Here is a 20,852-nt window from a genome sequence, read left to right as displayed (position 1 = left end):
CCGCCGGCCTGCCGGTGATGGACTCGCCAACCCATATCGTGCCGGTGCTGGTCGGCGATCCCGAACTCTGCAAGATGGCCAGCGACCGCCTGCTCGGCGTGCACGGCATCTACATCCAGCCGATCAATTACCCGACCGTGCCGCGCGGCACCGAACGTCTGCGCATCACGCCGACACCGTTCCATTCCGATGCGCTGATCGCCGAGCTGCAGGACGCGCTGGTCGAGACCTGGGATGCGCTCGGCATTCCCTACGGCTCGGCAGGACGGCCCGTTGTTGCGAAGAGCGATCGGATCGTTCCGCTGATCATGGCGAAGGCCGGAGGCTGAAGCGGCCATGTGCTCAGTCGTCTTCATCCATTTCGGCTTCCTCTGAATTTTAGGGAGTAGAACCATGAGCCACATGTCCCACACCTCTTTTTCCGGCTTCACCCACGCTGCGCAGCAGGCACAGCAGTGGGTAAAAGAGCTCGCCGCTGATCTCCGCTGGAGCGAGCCAAGTGCATGCCGGCTTCTAAGGTCCGTTCTGCACGCGATGCGAGATTGGTTGCCGCCGGCGGAAACGGCCGATTTCTCGGCGCAACTGCCCGTTTTGATTCGCGGCATATACTTCGAGGGCTGGGCCCCATCGGCGCCTGGGCATGAGCGCAAGAAGCGTGATTTTGTCCTCTGCGTCAGGAACAGCTTCGGCTACGATGACGACGTCGATTTCGACGTCGCCATCAGGGCGGTGTTCAAGCTGCTCGATCGCCATATATCGCATGGTGAGATCACTCAGGTGAGAAACTCGATGAAGAAGTCCCTTCGCGAACTCTGGCCGGCGGATTGAACAATGTTTCGCGACCGTAAGCAGGCAGGAGAGAGACTCGGCATCGAATTGGCCGGGCTCGATCTTTGCCAGCCGGTCGTTCTCGCGCTGCCTCGCGGTGGGGTTCCTGTCGCCGCCGAAGTCGCCAAAGCCCTGGGCGCGCCTCTCGACGTACTCGTCGTCCGCAAAGTCGGTGCCCCGGGCAACGCGGAACTGGCGGTAGCCGCTGTCGTGGATGGCAATCCACCCGACGTCGTGCTCAACCGGGAGATCGTCGAGGCTTATGCGCTCGACGATGCCGAACTTGCCTCGCTGGTCGCTCTCGAACGCCCGGAACTCGAACGTCGGCGCCTCGCCTACAAGGGTAATCGCAGGTCGTTGTCAGTAGGAGGTAAAACGGTGATCCTCGTCGACGACGGGGCAGCAACCGGAACGACCATGAAAGTCGCCATACGCGCGCTCAGGCACCGGGCGCCCAGGGAGATCATCGTGGCGGTTCCGGTGTCTCCTCCGGATACATTGGCCGATTTGGCGACGGAGGCCGATCGCGTGGTATGTCTTAGCCAGCCAGGGCGGTTCCGTGCATTGGGTTATCACTACCTGCGGTTCCCGCAGCTTTCCGACAGTGAAGTGACAGCCGCGCTGGATGAGGCTGGCCGGCTGTACAAGACCCGCAAGCGCCATATGGTGGGCGACGGGTCGGCGGCAGAGAAGAACAGGAGATCACATTGATGCTGGTCCGCACGCTTTCTGCCTTGGAATGCACGAAAATCCTGACGGCCAATCGTGTTGGCCGCCTGGCATGCGCGAAGGACGGGCAGCCCTACGTCGTGCCCCTCTACTATGCCCATTCGGATGCTCATCTTTATGCTTTTTCCATGCCAGGCAAAAAAATCGAATGGATGCGGGCCAATCCGCTGGTGTCGGTCCAGGTCGACGAACACGGGCAGGGCCGAGGATGGAGAAGCGTCATTGTCGATGGTCGATATGAAGAGCTGCCGGATCGTATCGGGTACAAGCTTCAGCGGGATCATGCCTGGTCTGTGTTGAGCAAGCACACCGACTGGTGGGAACCCGGCTCACTCAAGCCGGTCGCGCCTCCCGCTGCCGACAATGCACCGCATGTTTTCTTCCGGATTCTGATCGAGCAGGTCTCCGGGCGAGAGGCGAGCGAGTAGATACGCGACCCTTCAAGAATGGGAGCGGGCCGGCGCAAACCGCACCGGCCCGCTTTTTCCTCGTGCGAACCGCTACCGCGCCATCAAGACCGGCAGCGATTGCCCCTCAAGCATCGACTTGGTGACGCCGCCGAAAACGCGTTCGCGCAACCGGGAATGACCGTAGGCACCCATGACCATCAGCTCGGCCGCAACGTCGCCGGCATGCTGGCGAAGCACTTCGGCAACCGAATGGTTCGAGCTCGGCAGCCGGTCAACCGTAACCTTCACGCCGTGCCGGGCAAGATAGGTCGCGGCATCGGCCCCCGGTTCGGCCCCGTGATGGAATTCGCCCTCCAACGGATCGACCATCACGAGGCGCACGTCATCGGCGCCTTTCAGCAGATCCAGCGACTCGCGAACAGCGCGCGATGACTCAAGGCGAGCGTCCCATGCGACCAGGATGCGTTTCGGTGTCAGCGTTGGCCGCGAGCCCTCGGGAACCACGAGCATGGGCTTTCCCGATGAGAACAAGACGCCCTCGATGACCTTATCCTTCAAAGTGTGGCCGGCCAGCAGATCCGGCCCCAGAATGGTCAGATCGGCGTAGCGAGCACGCCTCCCGATCACGTCGTCGGCCCATCCAATGTCGGGATAGTCGTCACTCAGATCAGCCGATACCGCACTTCGGGAAAGAAAGGCGGCGACATCCGAAATTCGTTTCTCAAGCCTCTTCAGCTCGGCCTGCCGCTCCTCCAGCCAGGCTGGCGAGACGACAGCAGCATACTCACCACCCGAGGGCGGTGCGGCAATCTCGAGGACGAGCACGGAAAGGTGCGCATCGATCTGTTCGCACAGGTCAGCGGCGAGCTTCAGATCGCCCCCGCCCTGGTTCGGCCCGGTAACTGTAAGCAGTGTCCTGAAAGTCACGCCGACTCCTGATTTCGAGTGAAGGTTCAGTCGTGATGTCAGTCATTAGCGGCGGCGCCCGGTGATTTCATTGCGCTGAGTCAAACACCGGAGTGGCGGCATTTGATCCGTGTCAACGTGCGGGGAAGCCAACGCTGTAGTTTCGGTCGATCAATCGGGGAAACGCAGATGAAATTCCTGATCGCGGCGATTCTGGCGGGATTGGCCCTCAACGCGGCTGGCGCCCAGGAACTCGGCAACGGCAAGGTGGAATATATGAACTCATGCGCCGTCTGCCATGGCCCAGACGGCAAGGGCGACGGCCCGTTGGGCGACGAGTTGTTGAAGCGGCCGAGCGACCTGACGCGCCTCTCCAGGCGCAATGGCGGCGAATTCCCCTATTGGCGCGTTTTTGCCGTCATCGACGGTCGCGGCATGGTGCCGGCGCATGGCGATCGCGACATGCCGGTCTGGGGCCGGCAATTCCTTCCCGGTGACGTGAAGAAATATGGCCCGAATGCCGGGGAAATCGTCACCAGGGAACGGATCCATGATCTGGCCGGTTATGTTGAGACGTTGCAGCAATGAAAGCACAAGGCGCAAACAGTCTCAGCACGATGCCGGCATGGAAGAGGCCGGACATAGTCGTTGACGAGCAGCAATCCGCTATCGCGTTCCTGCTTGATCCCGCCTCCTATGGCATGACGGGACCGGTCGAAGCGATCGAGACCCATATATCGCGAATTTTCTTGATTGGTGGACGTGCCTTTAAGATCAAACGGGCGGTCAAGCTGCCCTATGTCGATTTCTCGACGCCAGCACTAAGGCTGGCCGCTTGCGAGAAAGAGGTGGAACTCAACGCCAAGACCGCACCCGGCCTTTATCTGGGCGTGCGGCGCATTACCCGCGAAGTCGACGGCAAACTCGTTTTCGATGGTGCCGGCCAAATGGTCGATGCGGTGATCGAGATGGTCCGGTTTGATCAGTCGAGGCTCCTTGATCGGATGGCGACCGCAGGAGAACTGACGCCAGCGTTGATGACGGCCGTCGCACGCATGGTCGTGGGATATCATCGTGCCGCGCCGAAGATCCACAACGGCACCGGCTCGTTCAATTTGATGGGCGTGCTCGACATCAACGAGGCCGGCTTTGGCACCAGCCATGTTTTTACAAAGCGGGAGATCGAGACGTTTGCCGCGGCTTTCCGCACCGCACTCGCGCGCCATTCCGGATTGCTGGATCGCCGGGAGGCTGCGGGCAAAATCCGCCAGTGTCATGGCGATCTGCACCTGCGCAACATCTGCCTTTTCGATGGCGAGCCTCGCCTCTTCGATTGCATCGAATTCAATGACCAGATCGCCAGCATCGATGTCTTGTACGACCTTGCCTTCTTGCTGATGGACCTTTGGCATCGCGGTTTCCCAGAGCTCGCCAATCTCGTGATGAACCGCTACCTCGACGAGGCCGATGACGAGGATGGCTTTGTCCTGCTGCCTTTCTTCATGGCGGTGCGCGCAGCGGTGCGCGCGCATGTCACAGCCACCCAGGTCGAGGAAGGCAGCGCCGATTCCGGCAAATTGACTGCCGAGGCCCGATCCTATTTCGAACTGGCCCGAACATTTCTGCAGCAAACGCCGCCGAGGCTCGTTGCCATCGGCGGCCTCAGTGGTTCAGGCAAGACGACTATTGCCGAGGCGCTCGCCGCCCACGTCGGTGCGCCGCCCGGAGCGCGCATAGTCGAAAGCGACCGCATCCGCAAAGCGATGCACGGCGTCCCCGCCGAGACCAGGCTGCCGGACAAGGCCTACCGACCGGATGTGTCCGACCGCGTCTACAACGAAATGGCATGGCGCGCCGGCCTGATTCTCTCCGAGGGCGGCTCGGTTGTAGCTGATGCGGTCTTCGACAGACCGGCCGATCGTGAGCGGATCGAGAAGGCGGCGCGAGACCGGGGTATTCCATTCTTCGGTTTCTGGCTGGAGGCGGATCCACTCGTCCTTTGGCAACGGGTCAGCGAACGCAAGGGCGGTCCCTCGGATGCAACGGTGGATATCCTCTCGCGTCAATTGCAGCGAAAAGCCGGCAAGGCCAGTTGGCGCAGGACCGATTCCGATCGAAAGCCCGTCGACATCGCCGCGGAACTGAGGAGATGTTGGCAGCGCGATGCTTCCGAGACCTTGCGCACGGCCTCCTGACTGTTGCGGATGATCGACCTCAACCGAGTTCGAGCTTGGCCTCGACAAGCCCCGGCTCGTACGGAAGGCGCATGATGGAGAAGCCGAATTCACGGCACATTGCCAGCATCTTGCTGTTCTCACTGAGCACGATACCTTCGATGCAGCGGATCCCGTCGGCCTTTGCATAATCGATGATCTGGCTGAGCAACTCCCAACCCAGACCATGACCCTGCAAGTCCGTCCGCACCAGCAATGCGTATTCGGCGCTTACGTGGTCGGGATCGCAGGACAAGCGGCTGATGCCTGCCAGCGCGCCAGTGCTCGTGTCCAATGCGACGAAAGCCATGTTGCGGTCGTAGTCGAGCTGGGTGAGCCGCTTCAACATCTGGTCGGAGAAGCCTTTGCGCGGCGACAGAAACCGCAGGCGCAGATCGTCGGGCGAAATCCTGCCGAGGAATTCGGGATAGAGCGCAATGTCCGCCGGCCTGATCGGCCGGATACGATAGCGAGCGCCTCCTGCCGAAATTTCCTTCTCCCAACCTGACGGGTAAGGCCGGATGCACAGTGCGGGATTCGGCCCGGCTTCTTCCACCCGCTCCGATTCGATCTCGATGCGTGCATCCAATGCGATCACACCGTCGGTGTCGGCGAGCAACGGATTGATGTCCATTGATACGAGGCACGGAAAGTCGACGACCATCTGCGACAGCCCGTTGAGCACCGCGACGATCGCCTGCCGATCCGCGGGTTTGCGATCGCGGAATCCGGCGAGCAGCCGGCCGATCCGCGTTTGCCCGATCAGGTCACCGGCAAGAACGTCGTCGAGCGGCGGCAACGCGATTGCGGTATCGTCGGTCACTTCAACGGCGACGCCACCCGCCCCGAACAGCAGAACCGGGCCGAAAATTGGATCGCGGCTGACACCAAGGATCAGTTCCTGAGCCTGCTTTCGCACCACCATCGGCTGTACGGCATAACCCTCGATATCGGCCTGGGGGTCGTGCTTGCGCAACCGGGCCTTCACCGAGCGGGCGGCCTCCTCGGCTGCCGCCGCGGATGCTATGCCGAGCACCACCCCGCCAATGTCCGATTTGTGCGAGATCGCCTTTGACAGCAGCTTGACGACGACCTGCTCGGATGTCTTGAGAAGCCGGCTCGCCGCTTTCCCCGCTTCGGCAGGGGATCTGGCGATGATCGTTTCGGGCACCGGGATGCCGTAGGCGGAAATCGCCGCCTTGGCCTCGGGTTCGGTCAGCATGCACCGGCCTTCCCCGGCGACCCGCCTGAATAGGGCAAGCACCGCTTCTCGACCGCTCGTGGCGGCCTCGCCGTGGCTCGACGGCGTACGCAGCAGGGCCCGCTGCGCTCGCGACCAGTCGGCGAGGTAGGATACGGCCGTCGCGGCATCAGCGGGTGTCTCGAGGCTGGCAATCCCGGCGTCCTGAAGAACACGTCGCCCTTCGCGCGCCGTGTGTTCGCCAAGCCAGCAGGTCAGGACCGGTTTGCCGCCGATCTTGCCGTCCTGCGCGAGCGTTGCCACCGCGCTTGCCGCGGCGAGCGGCGAGCCGAGCCCGGTCGGGCAGTTCATGACCAGGACAACGTCGGTCCCGGCATCGGCCGCGATGGCCTCGACCGCGGCCCGGTAACGCTCAGGCGGAGCGTCGCCGATGATGTCGACCGGATTGGCATGCGACCATGTGGCCGGCAGGACGGCATCCAGGCGGGCAATCGTTCCCGGTGCGAGTTCGGCCAGTTCCCCGTTGCAGTCGACAAGTTGGTCGACGGCAAGCACGCCGGCGCCACCGCCATTGGTGACGATGCCGACGCGGGCTCGCTCCAGCGGAGCGAAGCGGGCGGTCGTTTCAACCGCATCGAACAACTCGGCCAGGCCTTTGACGCGCAGGATGCCTGCGCGCAGCAATGCGGCATCGACCACACGATCCGCCCCGGACAGCGCGCCGGTATGGGTGGCGGCGGCCTTGGCCGCCTGCTCGTGCCGGCCCGATTTGATAACGATCACCGGCTTGAGGCGCGCGGCGGCGCGCGCCGCCGACATGAACTTGCGCGGATTGGGAATGGTTTCGAGATACATCACGATGGCGTGGGTGTGCATGTCGCCCGCCAGCATGTCGAGGCAGTCCCCCACATCGACATCGGCCATGTCGCCGAGCGAGACGATCTGGGAGAAGCCGACATTGTTATCGCCTGCCCAGTCGATCAGCGACGTGGCAATGGCGCCCGACTGCGACAGCAGTGCGATGTTGCCGGGCTTGGCGGCCATATGCGCAAATCCGGCGTTGAGTTTGACGGGCGGGATCATCAGTCCGACCGTATTCGGCCCGATGATGCGGAACAGTGTGGGCTTGGCAGCGTCGAGCATGGCCTGACGCAGGCCGTTCTCGCGGGTAAGCCCGGCGGTGATCACGACCGCGGCCCGCGTCCCCCTGTCACCGAGCTCGCGCACGATGCCGGGAACCGTGTCCGGCGGCGTGACGATGACACCGAGATCCGGAATATCAGGCAGAACGGCAGTCTTGGCGTAGCACGGCCGATTTCCAATTTCAGAATATTTCGGGTTGACCGGCCAGATCTCGCCTTCAAAGCCGCCGTTGACGATGTTGTCGAACACGACACGGCCGACCGAGCCGTCACGCCCTGATGCACCGAAGATGGCGACCGACTTCGGAGCGAACGCATATTCGAGATTTCGGATCGTCACCCCTATGCCTCCTGTTCGTAGCGATAATCGCCTGTCGATCTTGCCCGTTCGTTGCGTTGGATCAAAGTCTTCACCAGCCTATCGGGACTAGCTGTTTGCTTGAGTTCGACACGCCCGTCAGTGCCAGCGAAAATTGGTGGGCATCGATCAAATCGGAAGGCATCGCATGAACGAGTCCACTCTGCGGCGCGCATTGCTGGTCATCGCGATCCTAGGTTTCGCTGGCGGCATCGGAGCCTGGCGAAGCGGGCTCGGGCCCTTTGATGCCGGCACGATCTGGACGGTGGCCACCTTGCCCGTGGTGGCGGCTCTCGCCATCTCCATTCTGCGTGATTTCTGGATCGGCCGCTTTGGTGTCGATGCAATTGCGTTGGTGTCCATGTCCGCCGCGCTGCTGCTTGGACAACCGCTGGCCGCGATAGTGGTCGCCATCATGTATGCCGGCGGCACTGTGCTCGAGGATTTTGCCCGCGGCCGTGCCGAGCGGAACCTCAAGGCACTCACCGACCGGTCACCGCGTGTCGCACACCGCGAATCGACACACGGAACGGAAAGGATTTCTGTCGAAAAGGTCGTTGTCGGCGACACCCTTCTGGTACGCGCCGGCGAACTGCTTCCGGTCGACGGTATCCTGCTCGATGCTTCAGCCTCGATCGATGAGTCCGCGGTGACCGGAGAGCCGCTGCCGGAACGACGGACCGCGGGCGACATGCTGCGTAGCGGTACTGTCAATGCGGGCGAGACCTTCAGCATGCGGGCTTCGGCCCTCGCCGAGGAAAGCACTTATGCAGCGATCGTGCGCATGGTCGCCGCAGCACAGACCGCGAAATCTCCGTTCATTCGCATGGCGGACCGCTTTGCCCTGTTCCTGTTGCCAGCCACTCTGCTGGTTTCCGGCGCCGCCTGGTATATTTCCGGCGACCCGATCAGGGCGCTTGCGGTGCTGGTCGTCGCAACGCCCTGCCCGCTCATCCTCGCTGCTCCTGTTGCGTTCATCGGCGGCGTCTCGCGAGCCGCACGGGCCGGCATCCTGATGAAAGGCAGCACGGCCCTGGAGGCCCTCGCGCAAGCCCGAACAGCGATCTTCGACAAGACGGGGACCTTGACCATCGGCGGCGCCGAGCTCATCGAAATCGAAGCCGCGCCCGGACGCGACGCGAACCATCTGCTGCGCCTGTTGGCATCCCTGGAGCAGGCCTCGCACCATGTGCTCGCCGACTCGATCATCCGGACGGCGCGCGGCAGACAGCTGATGCTTTCGCCTCCGCGTGATGTCCGCGAGCATCGCGGCGCGGGCCTGAAGGGTCGGGTCGAAAACATGGCGATCGCGGCGGGATCGCGGGCTCTCGTGCTCGCCGACAAGCCGCTGCCCGGCTGGGCGAAAAGCGGCGAAGAAAAATACCGGGACGAGCCGGTGCTCAGGACTTTTGTCGCACTTGGCGGACGACTTGCCGGCGTGTTTACTTTCGGCGATGCGATGCGTGCCGATGCACACGACACGCTCGTCAACCTGCGCTCGGCCGGCATCACGCGCATGGTCCTGCTGACGGGTGATGACGGTGCCGCCGCAAAGCGTATCTCTTCCATGCTGGATCTGGACGCCGTCGTCGCCGATGCCATTCCCGCGGACAAGGTCGCGATCGTCGAGGCCGAGAAAGCAAGAGCGCCGACAATGATGGTTGGCGATGGCATCAACGATGCGCCCGCCCTTGCCGCGGCGACGGTCGGCGTCGCCATGGGCGCGCGCGGGGCGACAGCCTCGTCCGAAGCGGCCGATGTCATCGTTCTCACCGACCGGCTGGGGCCTGTCGCCGAGGCGGTGCGGATCGCCCGACGGACGCGTGCGATCGCCCTGCAGAGCATCGTTGTCGGGCTGGCGCTCTCGGGTGTGGCAATGGCTGCGGCGGCCATGGGGCAGATCGCACCGGTGGCAGGTGCATTGCTTCAGGAAGGGATCGACGTGGCGGTCATCTTGAACGCACTGCGCGCCCTTGGCGACGGACGTCTCCGGCGCGCATAGTGGACAACAACGGATCGGTGAACGGGCATGGCACAGCAGAATCTGGTGGTTTGCGGCAAATGCGGCGGGGTCAATCGCCTGCCGCCGGCGCGCAATGCCGACGAGGCCAAATGCGGAAAGTGCGGGAACAGGCTGTTTTCAGGTCACCCGCTGGACGTCGACGCCAAGGCGTTCGACCACGAGATTGCGCGCAGCAGTATTCCCGTTGTCGTCGACATCTGGGCACCATGGTGTGGCCCGTGCAAGATGATGGCTCCGGCCTACGAAGCGGCGGCGCGCGAACTGGAGCCACATGTTCGCCTGCTCAAGCTCAACTCAGACAATGAGCAGGGTGTTGCGGCAAGGCTCGGCATTCGCGGCATCCCGACGATGATCCTCTTCCATGGCGGGCGTGAAATCGCGCGCACATCAGGCGCAATGACGGCAGGCCAGATCGTCAGGTGGGTTCGCGACCGTCTGTCGACGGTCGCCGCCTGAAAGCCGCAGCGGCAATGGATCCGCTTATCGCCCGGCTCGGACTGGCCCTGGCAATTGGCTTGCTCGTTGGACTGGAACGTGGCTGGCGCGAGCGGGAGGCGCCCGATCGCAGCCGCACGGCGGGCATTCGCACCTTTGGCATATCCGGCCTGCTCGGCGGCGTTCTGGCCGCACTTGCCAACGCACTCGGTGCAGTATCGGTGCTGGTCGGCGGGTTCATCGCCTTTGCCGCAATCTTTGCCTGGTACAAGGCGCGCGAAGCTGCCCATGACGAGGATTTCAGTGTCACGAGCGTGATCGCGGGGCTTGGCGTTTTTGCGCTGGGCGCGCTTTCGGTCACCGACGACTATCGGGCGGCTGCCGCCGGCGGTGCGGCATTGGCGGCAATCCTGGCCAGCCGAGAGGTGCTGCACGGCCTGCTGAAGCGACTGACCTGGATCGAACTGCGATCGGCTCTCATCCTGGCGGTGATGACGGCGATCGTCCTGCCCTTGCTGCCGAACCGGACGATGGACCCGTGGGGAGGTTTCAATCCGTGGGAGGTCTGGTTCCTGACGGTGCTGATGGCCTCGATTTCGTTCGCTGGCTATGTGGCTGTTCGTATTCTGGGAAATACGCGCGGCCTGCTCGTCAGTTCGCTCGCCGGGGCGATCGTCTCGTCCACCGCCGTGACCTTGGCGCTTGCCCGCAACGCCGCTTCGGCAAGCAACCCGCTTTCGCTCGCAGGAGCGGGATCATTGGCTGCATTGGTTTCCGTGCTCCGCGTCTGCGCCGTGGTTCTGATCATCGAGCCGAGCGTCTTCGCCTGGGTCGGCATTCCGGCCATCGCGGCTGCCCTCGTCTTCGCTGCCTGCGGCGCATTGCTGCTGACCCGCGATAGAGGGAATGGCGAAGGGAGCGCCATGGCACGCAATCCCTTCGAACTTGGCCCATTGCTGCTCTTCGCCTTGCTCTTCGCGATCGTCGCGACCGCGAGCGCCGGATTGGCCGCCCAATTCGGCGGGCGCGGCTTGCTGGCGAGTTCGGCGCTTGCAGGTACGTTCGATGTCGATGTTGCGGTGCTCGGCGCGTTGCGCCTGGTCAAGCATTCCGTGTCCATCGAGACGGTGGGCCGGGCCGTGCTCGCGGCGCTGGCGGCAAATGCTGTCGGCCGGCTGTCGCTCGCGGTATTTGCCGGTCCGGTCAGATTCTGGGTGCCTCTGGCCGGCGCAACCCTGGCCGCTGCGGCCGCCGGCTACGGCGCCATGCTGTTGCTCGGCACCTGAAAGACGCGCGGCGACCGGGTTTTGTTTGATGCGGATCAAGGGCCAGGTCCAGCCACCGCTCTATGAAACTCCGTAAAGGAGTTTGCCATGACCAGTCTGAAGGATCTCACCCCCAAATTCCGCCACGTCCGGCTGCTGCTGGCCCGTGAAAAGGGTCACCCGGAAGGCGACCGCGAAGAGGGCTACGACGTGCTGGCTCCGCTGACCGGCGAAGGCCGGATCGATGCGGAAGAGTGGAAATCGCACAGGGCTTCCTGTCGCGTTCGCCGCTTCCGCACCGGCGAGGAGGACCTGATCGGCAGACTGAGGCGCAAGCCGGGCGGACAATGGTATTTCGACTACGCCGAAGGCGATCGCGACGACGAAATCGGCTTTCATCTCGGCGACGAACGGTTCGTGACCGGCGAATATGTGTCGATCGAGCGCAACGGCGCCATGCACACCTACCAGGTGGCACGGGTCGAGCGGCCTTGACGCCGCGACGACAGATTTGCTGCGAGTAGACCATGCCGCGACGCATCCTCATTGTGGTCGGCCATCCCGACCCGTTCCCCGAGCGGCTCTGCCGCGGCCTTGCCAAAGCCTATGGCGATGGCGCGGAGAAGGCGGGACACGCCGTGCGCCGGGTCGATCTGGCGGCGCTCGATTTTCCAATGCTGCGTACAATGCAGGAGTTCGAGCATGGTGCGGTTCCCGCCGGCCTCAGGGAGGCCGCCGACGCGATCGTCTGGGCCGAGCACATCGTCTTTGTCTTTCCACTGTGGCTCGGAACCATGCCGGCCATGCTCAAGGCATTCCTGGAACAGGTCATGCGGCCGGGAACCGCCTTTGCCTACCCGGACAAGGGCGGCGGCTTCACCAAGACATTGCTTCGCGGCCGCTCCGCACGCGTCGTGGTGACGATGGGCATGCCTGCCGTTCTCTACCGCCTGTGGTTCCTTGGACATGGCCTGGCCGGCATGCGGCGGAGCATCCTGCATTTCGTCGGCATCAGTCCGGTGCGTGAGACATTGTTCGGCATGGTCGCCGGCGCCGGCGATGCGACCCGTGCGAAGTGGATCCGGCAAATGCGCGGTCTGGGAGGACGGGCCGGATAATTCTCGACTGTCAATCACGGCACCAGGACGGCGGCGCCGCTCAATCTGCCTTGCCTCAGATCGCCCAGTGCCTGGTTGGCCTGTTCCAGCGGGTACACCTTGGTGTGCGTGTGCACCTGGGCGCGCCTGGCAATGGGAAAGAACTCTTCCGCGTCGCCGCGCGTCAGGTTTGCCACCGACACCAGTTCACGCTCTTGCCAGAGCAACTCATAGGCCATCGCCGGAATGTCGCTCATGTGGATGCCGCCGCAAACCACCCTGCCGCCCTTGCGGACAGCGCCAAGCGCGATCGGCACCAGGTCACCGACGGGAGCGAAGATGATCGCTGCATCGAGCAGCCTTGGCGGAAGTTCATCAGACCCGCCCGCCCAGGTCGCTCCGAGCGAACGAGCAAATTCCTGTGCTTGCTTGTCACCCGGCCGGGTGACAGCGAAGATCTCACGACCTTGCCAGATCGCGATCTGGGCGACGATATGCGCGGCAGCGCCGAAGCCGTAGATCCCGAGCCGCTTGCCGTCACCGGCCTTCTTCAGGCATCGCCAGCCGATCAGGCCAGCGCAAAGCAACGGCGCCAGCGATACGGGATCGGCATCCCGGTCCAGATCGAAAGCGAATTGCGCGTCCGCAATGACATGGCTGGCGAAGCCGCCATCGCGCGTGTAGCCCGTGAAATCCGGCTGATCGCAAAGGTTTTCACTCCCTGCGAGGCAGTAGGGACAATGCCCGCAAGTGTGACCGAGCCAAGGTACGCCAACTCGGCGCCCCACCCTGGACCGCGCGACGCCCTTGCCCACAGAATCGACGATGCCGACGATTTCGTGACCCGGAATGAGCGGCAGTTTTGGATGACGCAGATCCCCATCAATCACGTGCAGATCAGTGCGACAGACAGCGCATGCCTCGACCTTCAGCCTTATCTCGCCCGTCCCAGGCATGGGATCGGGCCTGTCGACCAGCTTCAAGGGGGCGCCGACCTTTTCGAGCACCATCGCTTTCATGACGCGCTCCATACGCCGCAGGAAAAAATGCCCAGACCGCCCAATCCGTCTGTTTCGTCGAGCCAACGCTCGGCCCAACCGTTGACCTTCCCTTCGGTCGCAACCTTGCCGTCCTGCGGCAGCCAAACCGACAGGACCGGCGATCCCGGCGAGCTTTCAAAAACTGCGACAATCGCAGGGTCGCCAGGTTCAAGGCCTATGGATCGACAGTGAATTCGGTCCACATGCCGGCTCCATAGTGACCCGGTACGTTGCAGACAAGCAGGTATTTTCCAGCCTTCAGTTCGACGGTCAATGCGCCTGATTTGCCGGGATCGAGCTCTGAAACCTCGCCCTTGTCGCCTGCTTTGTCTTCGTCGACCCGGTTCTCGGCATCCAGATAGGGAAGCGGCTTGCCGGGATCGGCAAGATACATGACGATCATTTCGTGAACGGTGTCCTTGGAGTCATTTTTCACGTTGAATGTGACCTCCCCGGCCTTCACCGCTCCGGGGGAAGCCTTCATACCCATGGTGGCCTTCGAAAGATCGATCCCGGGCGTCGCATAAGCGAGCCCCATGGGCATTTGCACGCTTGCCCCCTTGTCCCACAAAGAGACCTGGACAATCGAAGCAGCCCGGGTCGCGCTGGCGCTGCCGAGCATAAGCATTATGGCGGCAAGCCCAAGCGAAGCTCTCCTCAACATGGTTTTCATGACTTTTCTCCTTGGGATAGTAGCAGAAGCGCTCTGTATCCCGGCCACCATCCTGCTCGCGGCGCCACCCGCGATCCTTGCGCCAAATCAAACCGACCGGCGGTGAGCCCGATCGGCGATGCCGAAGCCGCTGTCAGCCAGTTGTCAGGTTGAATTGGCTATCCCGCACCAATGACGGTCATACCGCCGTCTGGCCGAACCGGTCGAAATCCACCCCTCAAGGCGCAACATCAGCGCCCAACCTCTCGAATGGAGCCATTATGTATCGCACACTCGTCCTCGCCGCGCTCGCCGGCATGCTTGCAGGACCGGCGCTCGCTGCTGGCGGCAGCTGCAGCACCGCGCCGAAATCACAGTTCAAGCCCAAGGCAACGCTCGAGGCGCAATTGACCGGCGAAGGTCTCACCGTCCGCCAGATCAAGGTCGAGAAGGGTTGCTATGAAGTCTACGCAGTCGACAAGGCCGGCAAGAAAGTGAATCTCGCCTACAATGCCGAGACCCTTGAAAAGCTCGATAATGCCGAAGCCGGCGAAAACTGACCGGAACGCTTCAATAGCGGCGGACGCGCAACCATCGCTGGAGATGGTGCGCGTCTGGGACCGAGTCGTGCGAGGCTTTCACTGGGCGCTGGTGCTCAGCTTCGTCACGGCCTGGCTCACTTCCCATTCTTCGGAGGACGTCCACTATTGGGCTGGCTACACTGCTGCCGGGCTGGTCGTGACGCGGCTCGTGTGGGGTGTCCTTGGCACACCCTATGCGCGCTTCTCGCAATTCGTGCGTGACCCGGAAACGGTGCTGCGCTACCTCTGGGCGTTGCTGCACGGTCGCGAAGCCCGCTACATCGGCCACAACCCTGCCGGCGGCGCAATGATACTCATGCTGATCGCGGCGATGGGTTCAACCGCACTGACCGGTTGGCTGATGACGACGGACGCCTATTTCGGCGTGTCGTGGGTCGAAACGATGCACAGCCTCAGCGCACACGGCCTACTTCTGCTGGTCCTTTTCCATATAGGCGGCGTCGTTCTGGCAAGCTTTCGCCATCGCGAAAACCTGGTACGGGCCATGATCACGGGGCGAAAACGCAAAGCCGAGCCGGCAGACATTGCCTGACAGCCATTAACCGACCGGATCCGATTTGCGCCCTGGACGATTTCTGGGGCGCAAGTCAGTCGCTCCTGTTCGACATGGCTCGGAAAGCACGCGATGCGACCCAGAAACCGGAACACCATCGCCACTCTTTTATTCAGCTTTATTCAGCAAAGGCTTATTGACCCGCATCAAAGCCGTTGGTGCTGGCTTCCTGTCTATTGCCTCCCATCAGAGCCTTCAGATTAGGGAGAGCGTCCATGACTACGACTGATATCAACGTCCCAGTTCGGAGAGTCGCGACTGCGGCGCCAACGAAACTTCGTGTAGGAGCCCTCACCGCACTGGTGATCGGTTCGATGGTCGGCTCCGGCGTATTCAGCCTTCCGCAAAATATGGCTGCAGGGGCCGCCCCCCTTGCCATCCTGATCGGCTGGGCGATCACAGCCGTGGGCATGCTGGCACTGGTCTTCGTCTATCAATCGCTAGCCACCCGCAAGCCCGAGCTGGACGCAGGGCCCTACGCCTACGCCAAGGCCGGCTTCGGCCCCTTCATCGGCTTCAACAGTGCCTGGGGCTACTGGATCAGCGCCTGGGTCGGCAACGTCTCCTACGCGGTGATCGTGTTCAGCGCGTTGTCCTATTTCTTTCCGGCCTTCGGTGATGGGAACACATGGCAGGCGGTGCTCGGCGCATCGATCCTGCTTTGGCTGATCCACGTCCTGGTTCTCGCCGGTATCCGGCAGGCAGCGATCGTGAACCTCATCGTCACGGCGGCGAAGATCGCTCCGATCGTCTTGTTCGTCGGGGTTGTCGTGGTTGCCTTCAAACTGCAAGTCTGGTCGCTCGACTTCACCGGTCTGGGCAACGCCAGTCTCGGTTCGATCACCGCACAGGTGAAGAGCACGATGCTGGTGACCCTGTGGGTGTTCATCGGCATCGAAGGCGCCAGCGTCTTTTCCGGCCGCGCAGAACGTCGCAAGGACATCGCCACGGCAACTGTTCTCGGCTTCTTCACCTGTCTTGCACTCTACGCCCTGGTGTCGCTGCTGTCGCTCGGCATCCTCAGCCAACCCGAGCTCGCAGTGCTGAAGAATCCGTCTATGGCGGGCGTGCTGGAAGCGGTTGTCGGTCCCTTCGGCGCTATCCTGATCAACCTCGCGCTTGTGGTATCGGTGGTTGGCGCCTTCCTGAGCTGGACGCTGCTCGCGGCAGAAATTCCACATGTCGCCGCCAAGGATGGGACAATGCCGAAATTCTTCGGCCGTGAAAGCGATCGCGGTGTGCCGGCGACCTCGCTTCTGATCACCAACCTCCTTGTCCAGGCTTTCCTGGTGATCACGCTGTTCGCGCAAAGCACCTATCAGGCATTGTTCTACATCGCGTCGGCCGCAATCCTTGTTCCCTATATCTTTTCTGGAGCTTACGCTGCCAAGCTCGCGCTGACCGGCGAGAGCTACGAGAGCGGCGAGCAACGCACTGGCCCGCTTTTGGCCGGGTTGGTGGCAACGGTCTACGGCTTGTGGCTCGTCTATGCAGCAGGCCCGGCCTACCTGTTCATGTGCGCGATCCTCTATGCCCCAGGCATCATCTTCTACGTCTGGGCGCGCCGTGAAACCAATCAGCGCGTGTTCCATACCGCCGAGGCCGCTCTCGCCGGGATCCTCATCGCGGTCGCCATCCTCGCGGTCTACGAGATGTGGACCGGCGCCGTCAGTCCGCTGTGAGAGGCCCGCTGTGCGAGGGTTGACGCGATGACAAGCCTGGGTGTCCATTCCGAAGTCGGCCGGCTGCGCGAGGTGATGGTCCACCGTCCGGACCTCAGCCTACGCAGGCTGACACCGGACAACTGCAAGGCGCTGCTCTTCGACGACGTGCTGTGGGTCAAGCGGGCCCGCCACGAGCACGACGTCTTCGTCGATTCCTTGCGCGAACGCGGCGTGCTGGTGCATTCCTTCGGGGAACTCCTGGCTGAGACAATGCGCCTGAGCAAGGCGCGCGACTGGCTCCTCGACCGCCGGATTCATCCCGGCGTCGTCGGGCTGGACATGGTCGGCGAACTGCGGGGATGGCTCAACGAGATGTCATCGGAGCAATTGTCGTCCTGCCTTGTCGGCGGCATTGCCCGGGCAGAGCTTCCTTTCGAACCCAAAGGCCTGACCGGAAGGACGCTCGCTCCTCAAGATTTCGTAGTGCCGCCGCTGCCGAACCAGCTTTTCACGCGTGACAGCTCCTGCTGGATTTACGGGTCGGTCTCGGTCAATTCCATGTATTGGCCTGCAAGGCGCCCGGAGGCGGCCAATGTCGAAGCCGTCTACCGCTTCCATCCCCGCTTCCGCGACAGCGGGGTGCCCTTTGTTTCACCGGATCTGGGAACAGGAACCAGCCTGGAAGGCGGCGACGTCATGCCGATCGGTGGTGGAGCGGTTCTCGTCGGCATGGGCGAGCGCACCACGCCGCAAGCCGTCGGCGATCTCGCGCGCAGCCTGTTTGCCTCCGGCGAGGCGACGCGTGTGATTGCTGCGCTGATGCCCAGGGACCGAAGTTTCATGCATCTCGACACCGTCTTCACTTTCTGCGATCGCGACCTTGTCACGTTGTATCCGCCGGTGGTCGACCGGATGCGCACTTTCTCACTGCGGCCTGGCGATGGAGAGACGGCCGTCGAGGTCACCGATGAGGCAAAGCCGTTCACGACGGTGGTTGCGGAAGCCCTTGGTCTGAAGTCGCTGCGCATCATCGCCACCGGCGGCGACCGCTACGAGGCCGAGCGCGAGCAATGGGATGATGGCAACAACGTCGTTGCGGTCGAGCCCGGCGTGGTCATCGGCTACGACCGCAACGTCTACACCAACACACTGCTGCGCCGTGCCGGGATTGAAGTGATCACGGTCGAAGGCGCCGAACTCAGCCGCGGCCGAGGCGGCGGGCACTGCATGACCTGCCCGATTGTGCGCGACCCGATCTGAACCGAAAGGAATTCCCATGTCGATCAATCTTCATGGCCGCTCCGTCCTGACCTTGGACGATCTCACGGCCGACGAGATCCGTTTCCTGCTGAAGCTCGCAGCCGACCTGAAGGCAGCCAAGCTCGCCGGCCACGAAATCCCGCGTCTTGTCCGGAAGAACATCGCGTTGATCTTTGAGAAGGATTCGACGCGCACGCGGACCGGGTTCGAGGTAGCGGCCTATGACCAGGGCGCTCATGTTACCTATTTCGGCCCCACCGGCAGTCATATCGGCCACAAGGAATCGATGAAGGATACTGCTCGCGTGCTCGGCCGGATGTACGACGCGATCGAATACCGAGGCTTTGGCCAGCATCAGGCCGAACTGCTTGCCGCGCATGCCGGCGTGCCCGTCTACAACGGCCTCACCGATGAGGCGCATCCGACCCAGATTCTCGCCGACTTCATGACCATGCGCGAATTCACGCACAAGCATCTTTCTGACATGACCGTCGCCTTCGTTGGCGAAGGGCGCGACAATGTCGCGCTGTCGCTGGCGCTTGGAGCTGCCAAGGTCGGCATCGACATGCGCATAGCCTCGCCAAGGGAGCTCTGGCCGGATGAGGCATTCTGCGCCCATGTCCGAGGGCTGGCAGCACAAAGCGGCGGCCGCTTCCGGCTCGACGAGGACGTGCCGAGTTGCGTGCAGGATGCTGATTTCATCTACACCGACGTGTGGATGTCGATGGGCGAGGACAAATCGGGCTGGGCCGAGCGCATTCGCCTTCTGACACCATATCGGGTCACCGGCGAGGTGATGGCTGCCGCCGGCAATCCCCACGTCAAATTCATGCATTGCCTGCCGGCGTTCCACGACACCGGTACCGAGATCGGCGAGTTCATCGCAAAGGAGTACGGCATCGACTGCATGGAGGTCACCGACGACGTATTCGAGTCGGCTGCGTCGATTGTCTTCGACCAGGCCGAAAACCGGATGCACACGATCAAGGCCCTGCTCGTCGCCACGATCGGCAACTGAGATGCTTGTCGTTGTTGCGCTCGGCGGAAACGCATTGCTGCGTCGTGGAGAACCGATGACAGCCGACAACCAGCGCGCCAACATCGTGCGCGCCGCTTCGGTGCTCGCGGAACTTGTCGACGAAGGGCACTCGATTGTCGTCACACACGGCAATGGGCCCCAGGTGGGACTTCTGGCCCTGCAGGCAGCGGCAACGTCGGACGGCGGCACGTTTCCGCTCGACGTGCTTGGCGCCGAGAGCGCCGGCATGATCGGTTACGTGATCGAGCAGGAGCTCGGCAACCTCCTCAAGGAGAGGCTTTTTGCGACCCTGCTGACGCAGGTGAAAGTAGATCCGCAAGATCAGGCTTTCGCTCACCCGACGAAGCCGATCGGCCCGGTCTACGACAAGGCAGCCGCGCATAGGCTTGCCGGCGAGCGCGGCTGGCAGATCGCGCCCGATGGCGAAAAATGGCGCCGTGTCGTGGCCTCGCCCAAGCCGTTGGAGATTCTGGAAGCGTCCGTGATTTCGTTTTTGGTCGAACGTGGCGTGATCGTCGTCTGCACCGGCGGCGGCGGGGTTCCGGTGATAGCCCGGGATGACGGCAGTCTTTGCGGCGTGGAGGCCGTCATCGACAAGGATCTGGCAAGCTCGCTTCTCGCTCGCGCGTTAAAGGCCGACATGCTTCTCATGCTGACGGATGTCGACGCCGTCTATGTCGACTATGGAACGGCTGCCGCGCATGCGCTTCGGCGCGTGACCGCCAAGGAGATCTCGGAACGGAATTTTCCAGCCGGCTCCATGGGGCCCAAGGTCGGTGCCGCAATCGAATTCGCTGAAGAAACGGGGAAACCCGCGGCGATCGGCAAGCTCGATGACGCCGTCGCAATCGTCAGAGGGGAACGCGGTACCTGGGTCGAGCCCGGCGCTCCAGCCACCGAACCTGGACGATCCTAGGCCACCGCCGCGATGGCGACGACATAGTTCTTGCCGTAGGCTTCGGCGCATTTCGGGCATGTCGTGTAGAAGAAATAGACCTCGCGCCCCTCTGCGTTTCGATGACGCGCAATTTCCCGCATTTCTTCGTCCCACGCCCTCGCCTGGCTGTATGGCCCCTCGAACAATTTGGTCACATAGTCGCCGCTCAGCGTGGTCATCTCTTCGTTGGCGACAGGTTTCGAGGCCGCAAACAGATGCTCGCTGCTCCAGGGCGAGACATCCCTGCTGAGAACGATGAGCTGATCGGGATCGGAAGCACCGGCGTCCTCGATGTGTTTGTTGACACGCGCGAAGACGCTGCCCATGTTCACCGGGATATGCATGACGCTGTGGGTCGTGGCTTTGACAAACCGTTTGTCCCTGAAGTGCAGTTCCTGACCGTCCCAGCCCTCGGGATTGAATCTGGGGCAGCAACCGGTCGTGTTGACGCTGGCGTCGTATCGAGGCGTTGCATTCGTCTGCATGGCTCTTCTCCAT

General features: G+C 62.7%; 22 protein-coding genes. 17 read left to right on the top strand and 5 right to left on the bottom strand.

Annotated features, from left to right (window positions below; genetic code table 11):
• The 4 genes from CK227_RS31655 to CK227_RS31640 form a co-directional block, all read left to right on the top strand.
• On the top strand, positions 1-329 hold a 329-nt coding region (locus CK227_RS31655), incomplete at its 5' end, for an aminotransferase class I/II-fold pyridoxal phosphate-dependent enzyme (RefSeq protein WP_143750552.1).
• Between the two features lie 64 nt (positions 330-393).
• The gene (locus CK227_RS31650) at positions 394-828 is read left to right on the top strand and encodes a DUF2267 domain-containing protein (protein WP_095775431.1); all 435 of its coding nucleotides are present in this window, start codon (positions 394-396) and stop codon (positions 826-828) included.
• Between the two features lie 3 nt (positions 829-831).
• The gene (locus CK227_RS31645; protein WP_095775430.1) at positions 832-1,539 is read left to right on the top strand and encodes a phosphoribosyltransferase; all 708 of its coding nucleotides are present in this window, start codon (positions 832-834) and stop codon (positions 1,537-1,539) included.
• On the top strand, positions 1,539-1,985 hold the full coding sequence (locus tag CK227_RS31640; RefSeq protein WP_095775429.1) for a pyridoxamine 5'-phosphate oxidase family protein: 447 nt from the start codon (positions 1,539-1,541) through the stop codon (positions 1,983-1,985). Before CK227_RS31645 ends, CK227_RS31640 begins: the two co-directional genes overlap by 1 nt.
• 72 nt (positions 1,986-2,057) lie before the next feature.
• On the opposite strand, the gene CK227_RS31635 is transcribed toward CK227_RS31640, so the two are convergent.
• Positions 2,058-2,894, bottom strand: coding sequence for a universal stress protein (locus tag CK227_RS31635; protein WP_095775428.1), 837 nt, complete (start codon positions 2,892-2,894; stop codon positions 2,058-2,060).
• A 168-nt stretch (positions 2,895-3,062) separates the two neighbouring features.
• Between CK227_RS31635 and CK227_RS31630 the strand changes: the two genes are divergently transcribed.
• Together CK227_RS31630 and CK227_RS31625 are read left to right on the top strand one after the other, a co-directional pair.
• A complete protein-coding gene (locus CK227_RS31630) occupies positions 3,063-3,461 on the top strand; it encodes a cytochrome c (RefSeq protein ID WP_095775427.1) in 399 nt (132 codons plus the stop codon).
• Positions 3,462-3,574: 113 nt separating this feature from the next.
• On the top strand, positions 3,575-5,068 hold the full coding sequence (locus tag CK227_RS31625) for a bifunctional aminoglycoside phosphotransferase/ATP-binding protein (RefSeq protein WP_245318329.1): 1,494 nt from the start codon (positions 3,575-3,577) through the stop codon (positions 5,066-5,068).
• Positions 5,069-5,087: 19 nt separating this feature from the next.
• On the opposite strand, the gene CK227_RS31620 is transcribed toward CK227_RS31625, so the two are convergent.
• A complete protein-coding gene (locus tag CK227_RS31620) occupies positions 5,088-7,769 on the bottom strand; it encodes a bifunctional acetate--CoA ligase family protein/GNAT family N-acetyltransferase (RefSeq protein ID WP_095775426.1) in 2,682 nt (893 codons plus the stop codon).
• A gap of 166 nt (positions 7,770-7,935) precedes the next feature.
• Between CK227_RS31620 and CK227_RS31615 the strand changes: the two genes are divergently transcribed.
• The 5 genes from CK227_RS31615 (at position 7,936) to CK227_RS31595 (ending at position 12,628) form a co-directional block, all read left to right on the top strand.
• Positions 7,936-9,789, top strand: coding sequence for a heavy metal translocating P-type ATPase (locus CK227_RS31615; RefSeq protein ID WP_095775443.1), 1,854 nt, complete (start codon positions 7,936-7,938; stop codon positions 9,787-9,789).
• 27 nt (positions 9,790-9,816) lie between these two features.
• Positions 9,817-10,266: a thioredoxin TrxC gene (gene trxC, locus CK227_RS31610; protein WP_095775425.1), complete on the top strand. Its 450-nt coding sequence runs from the start codon at positions 9,817-9,819 to the stop codon at positions 10,264-10,266.
• A gap of 14 nt (positions 10,267-10,280) precedes the next feature.
• Entirely contained in the window at positions 10,281-11,531 is a 1,251-nt protein-coding gene (locus CK227_RS31605; RefSeq protein WP_095775424.1) for an MgtC/SapB family protein, read from the top strand.
• An 87-nt stretch (positions 11,532-11,618) separates the two neighbouring features.
• A complete protein-coding gene (locus CK227_RS31600; RefSeq protein ID WP_095775423.1) occupies positions 11,619-12,005 on the top strand; it encodes a hypothetical protein in 387 nt (128 codons plus the stop codon).
• Positions 12,006-12,037: 32 nt separating this feature from the next.
• Positions 12,038-12,628 (top strand): NAD(P)H-dependent oxidoreductase, encoded by a 591-nt coding sequence (locus CK227_RS31595; RefSeq protein ID WP_095775422.1) that lies wholly within the window; start codon positions 12,038-12,040, stop codon positions 12,626-12,628.
• 14 nt (positions 12,629-12,642) lie between these two features.
• On the opposite strand, the gene CK227_RS31590 is transcribed toward CK227_RS31595, so the two are convergent.
• Together CK227_RS31590 and CK227_RS31585 are read right to left on the bottom strand one after the other, a co-directional pair.
• Positions 12,643-13,626 carry a zinc-dependent alcohol dehydrogenase family protein gene (locus CK227_RS31590; RefSeq protein ID WP_095775442.1) on the bottom strand — a complete coding sequence of 328 codons (984 nt, stop codon included), beginning with the start codon at positions 13,624-13,626 and terminating at the stop codon, positions 12,643-12,645.
• A 196-nt stretch (positions 13,627-13,822) separates the two neighbouring features.
• The gene (locus tag CK227_RS31585) at positions 13,823-14,320 is read right to left on the bottom strand and encodes a sulfocyanin-like copper-binding protein (RefSeq protein ID WP_095775421.1); all 498 of its coding nucleotides are present in this window, start codon (positions 14,318-14,320) and stop codon (positions 13,823-13,825) included.
• A gap of 260 nt (positions 14,321-14,580) precedes the next feature.
• Here CK227_RS31585 and CK227_RS31580 point away from each other — a divergent pair, with 260 nt between their 5' ends.
• The 6 genes from CK227_RS31580 to arcC all read left to right on the top strand — a co-directional run bounded on the left by CK227_RS31580 (position 14,581) and on the right by arcC (position 20,333).
• Positions 14,581-14,859, top strand: a complete 279-nt coding sequence (locus tag CK227_RS31580) for a PepSY domain-containing protein (RefSeq protein ID WP_095775420.1) — start codon at positions 14,581-14,583, stop codon at positions 14,857-14,859.
• A gap of 43 nt (positions 14,860-14,902) precedes the next feature.
• Positions 14,903-15,433, top strand: coding sequence for a cytochrome b/b6 domain-containing protein (locus CK227_RS31575; RefSeq protein WP_095775419.1), 531 nt, complete (start codon positions 14,903-14,905; stop codon positions 15,431-15,433).
• Between the two features lie 179 nt (positions 15,434-15,612).
• The gene (gene arcD / locus CK227_RS31570) at positions 15,613-17,136 is read left to right on the top strand and encodes an arginine-ornithine antiporter (RefSeq protein WP_245318327.1); all 1,524 of its coding nucleotides are present in this window, start codon (positions 15,613-15,615) and stop codon (positions 17,134-17,136) included.
• Positions 17,137-17,163: 27 nt separating this feature from the next.
• Positions 17,164-18,378 carry an arginine deiminase gene (locus tag CK227_RS31565; protein ID WP_095775417.1) on the top strand — a complete coding sequence of 405 codons (1,215 nt, stop codon included), beginning with the start codon at positions 17,164-17,166 and terminating at the stop codon, positions 18,376-18,378.
• 16 nt (positions 18,379-18,394) lie between these two features.
• Positions 18,395-19,396, top strand: coding sequence for an ornithine carbamoyltransferase (gene argF, locus CK227_RS31560; protein ID WP_095775416.1), 1,002 nt, complete (start codon positions 18,395-18,397; stop codon positions 19,394-19,396).
• 1 nt (position 19,397) lies between these two features.
• Entirely contained in the window at positions 19,398-20,333 is a 936-nt protein-coding gene (gene arcC / locus CK227_RS31555) for a carbamate kinase (protein WP_095775415.1), read from the top strand.
• On the opposite strand, the gene CK227_RS31550 is transcribed toward arcC, so the two are convergent.
• Positions 20,330-20,839 (bottom strand): hydrolase, encoded by a 510-nt coding sequence (locus CK227_RS31550; RefSeq protein WP_095775414.1) that lies wholly within the window; start codon positions 20,837-20,839, stop codon positions 20,330-20,332. The two genes, arcC and CK227_RS31550, sit on opposite strands and share 4 nt — an antisense overlap.
• Positions 20,840-20,852 lie beyond the last annotated feature (13 nt).

Origin of the sequence: Mesorhizobium sp. WSM4308 (assembly GCF_002294905.1) — a bacterium.
Classification (GTDB): domain Bacteria; phylum Pseudomonadota; class Alphaproteobacteria; order Rhizobiales; family Rhizobiaceae; genus Mesorhizobium.
Note: the sequence above shows the minus strand (reverse complement) of the source record. Positions and strands in the feature narration are given on the sequence as shown.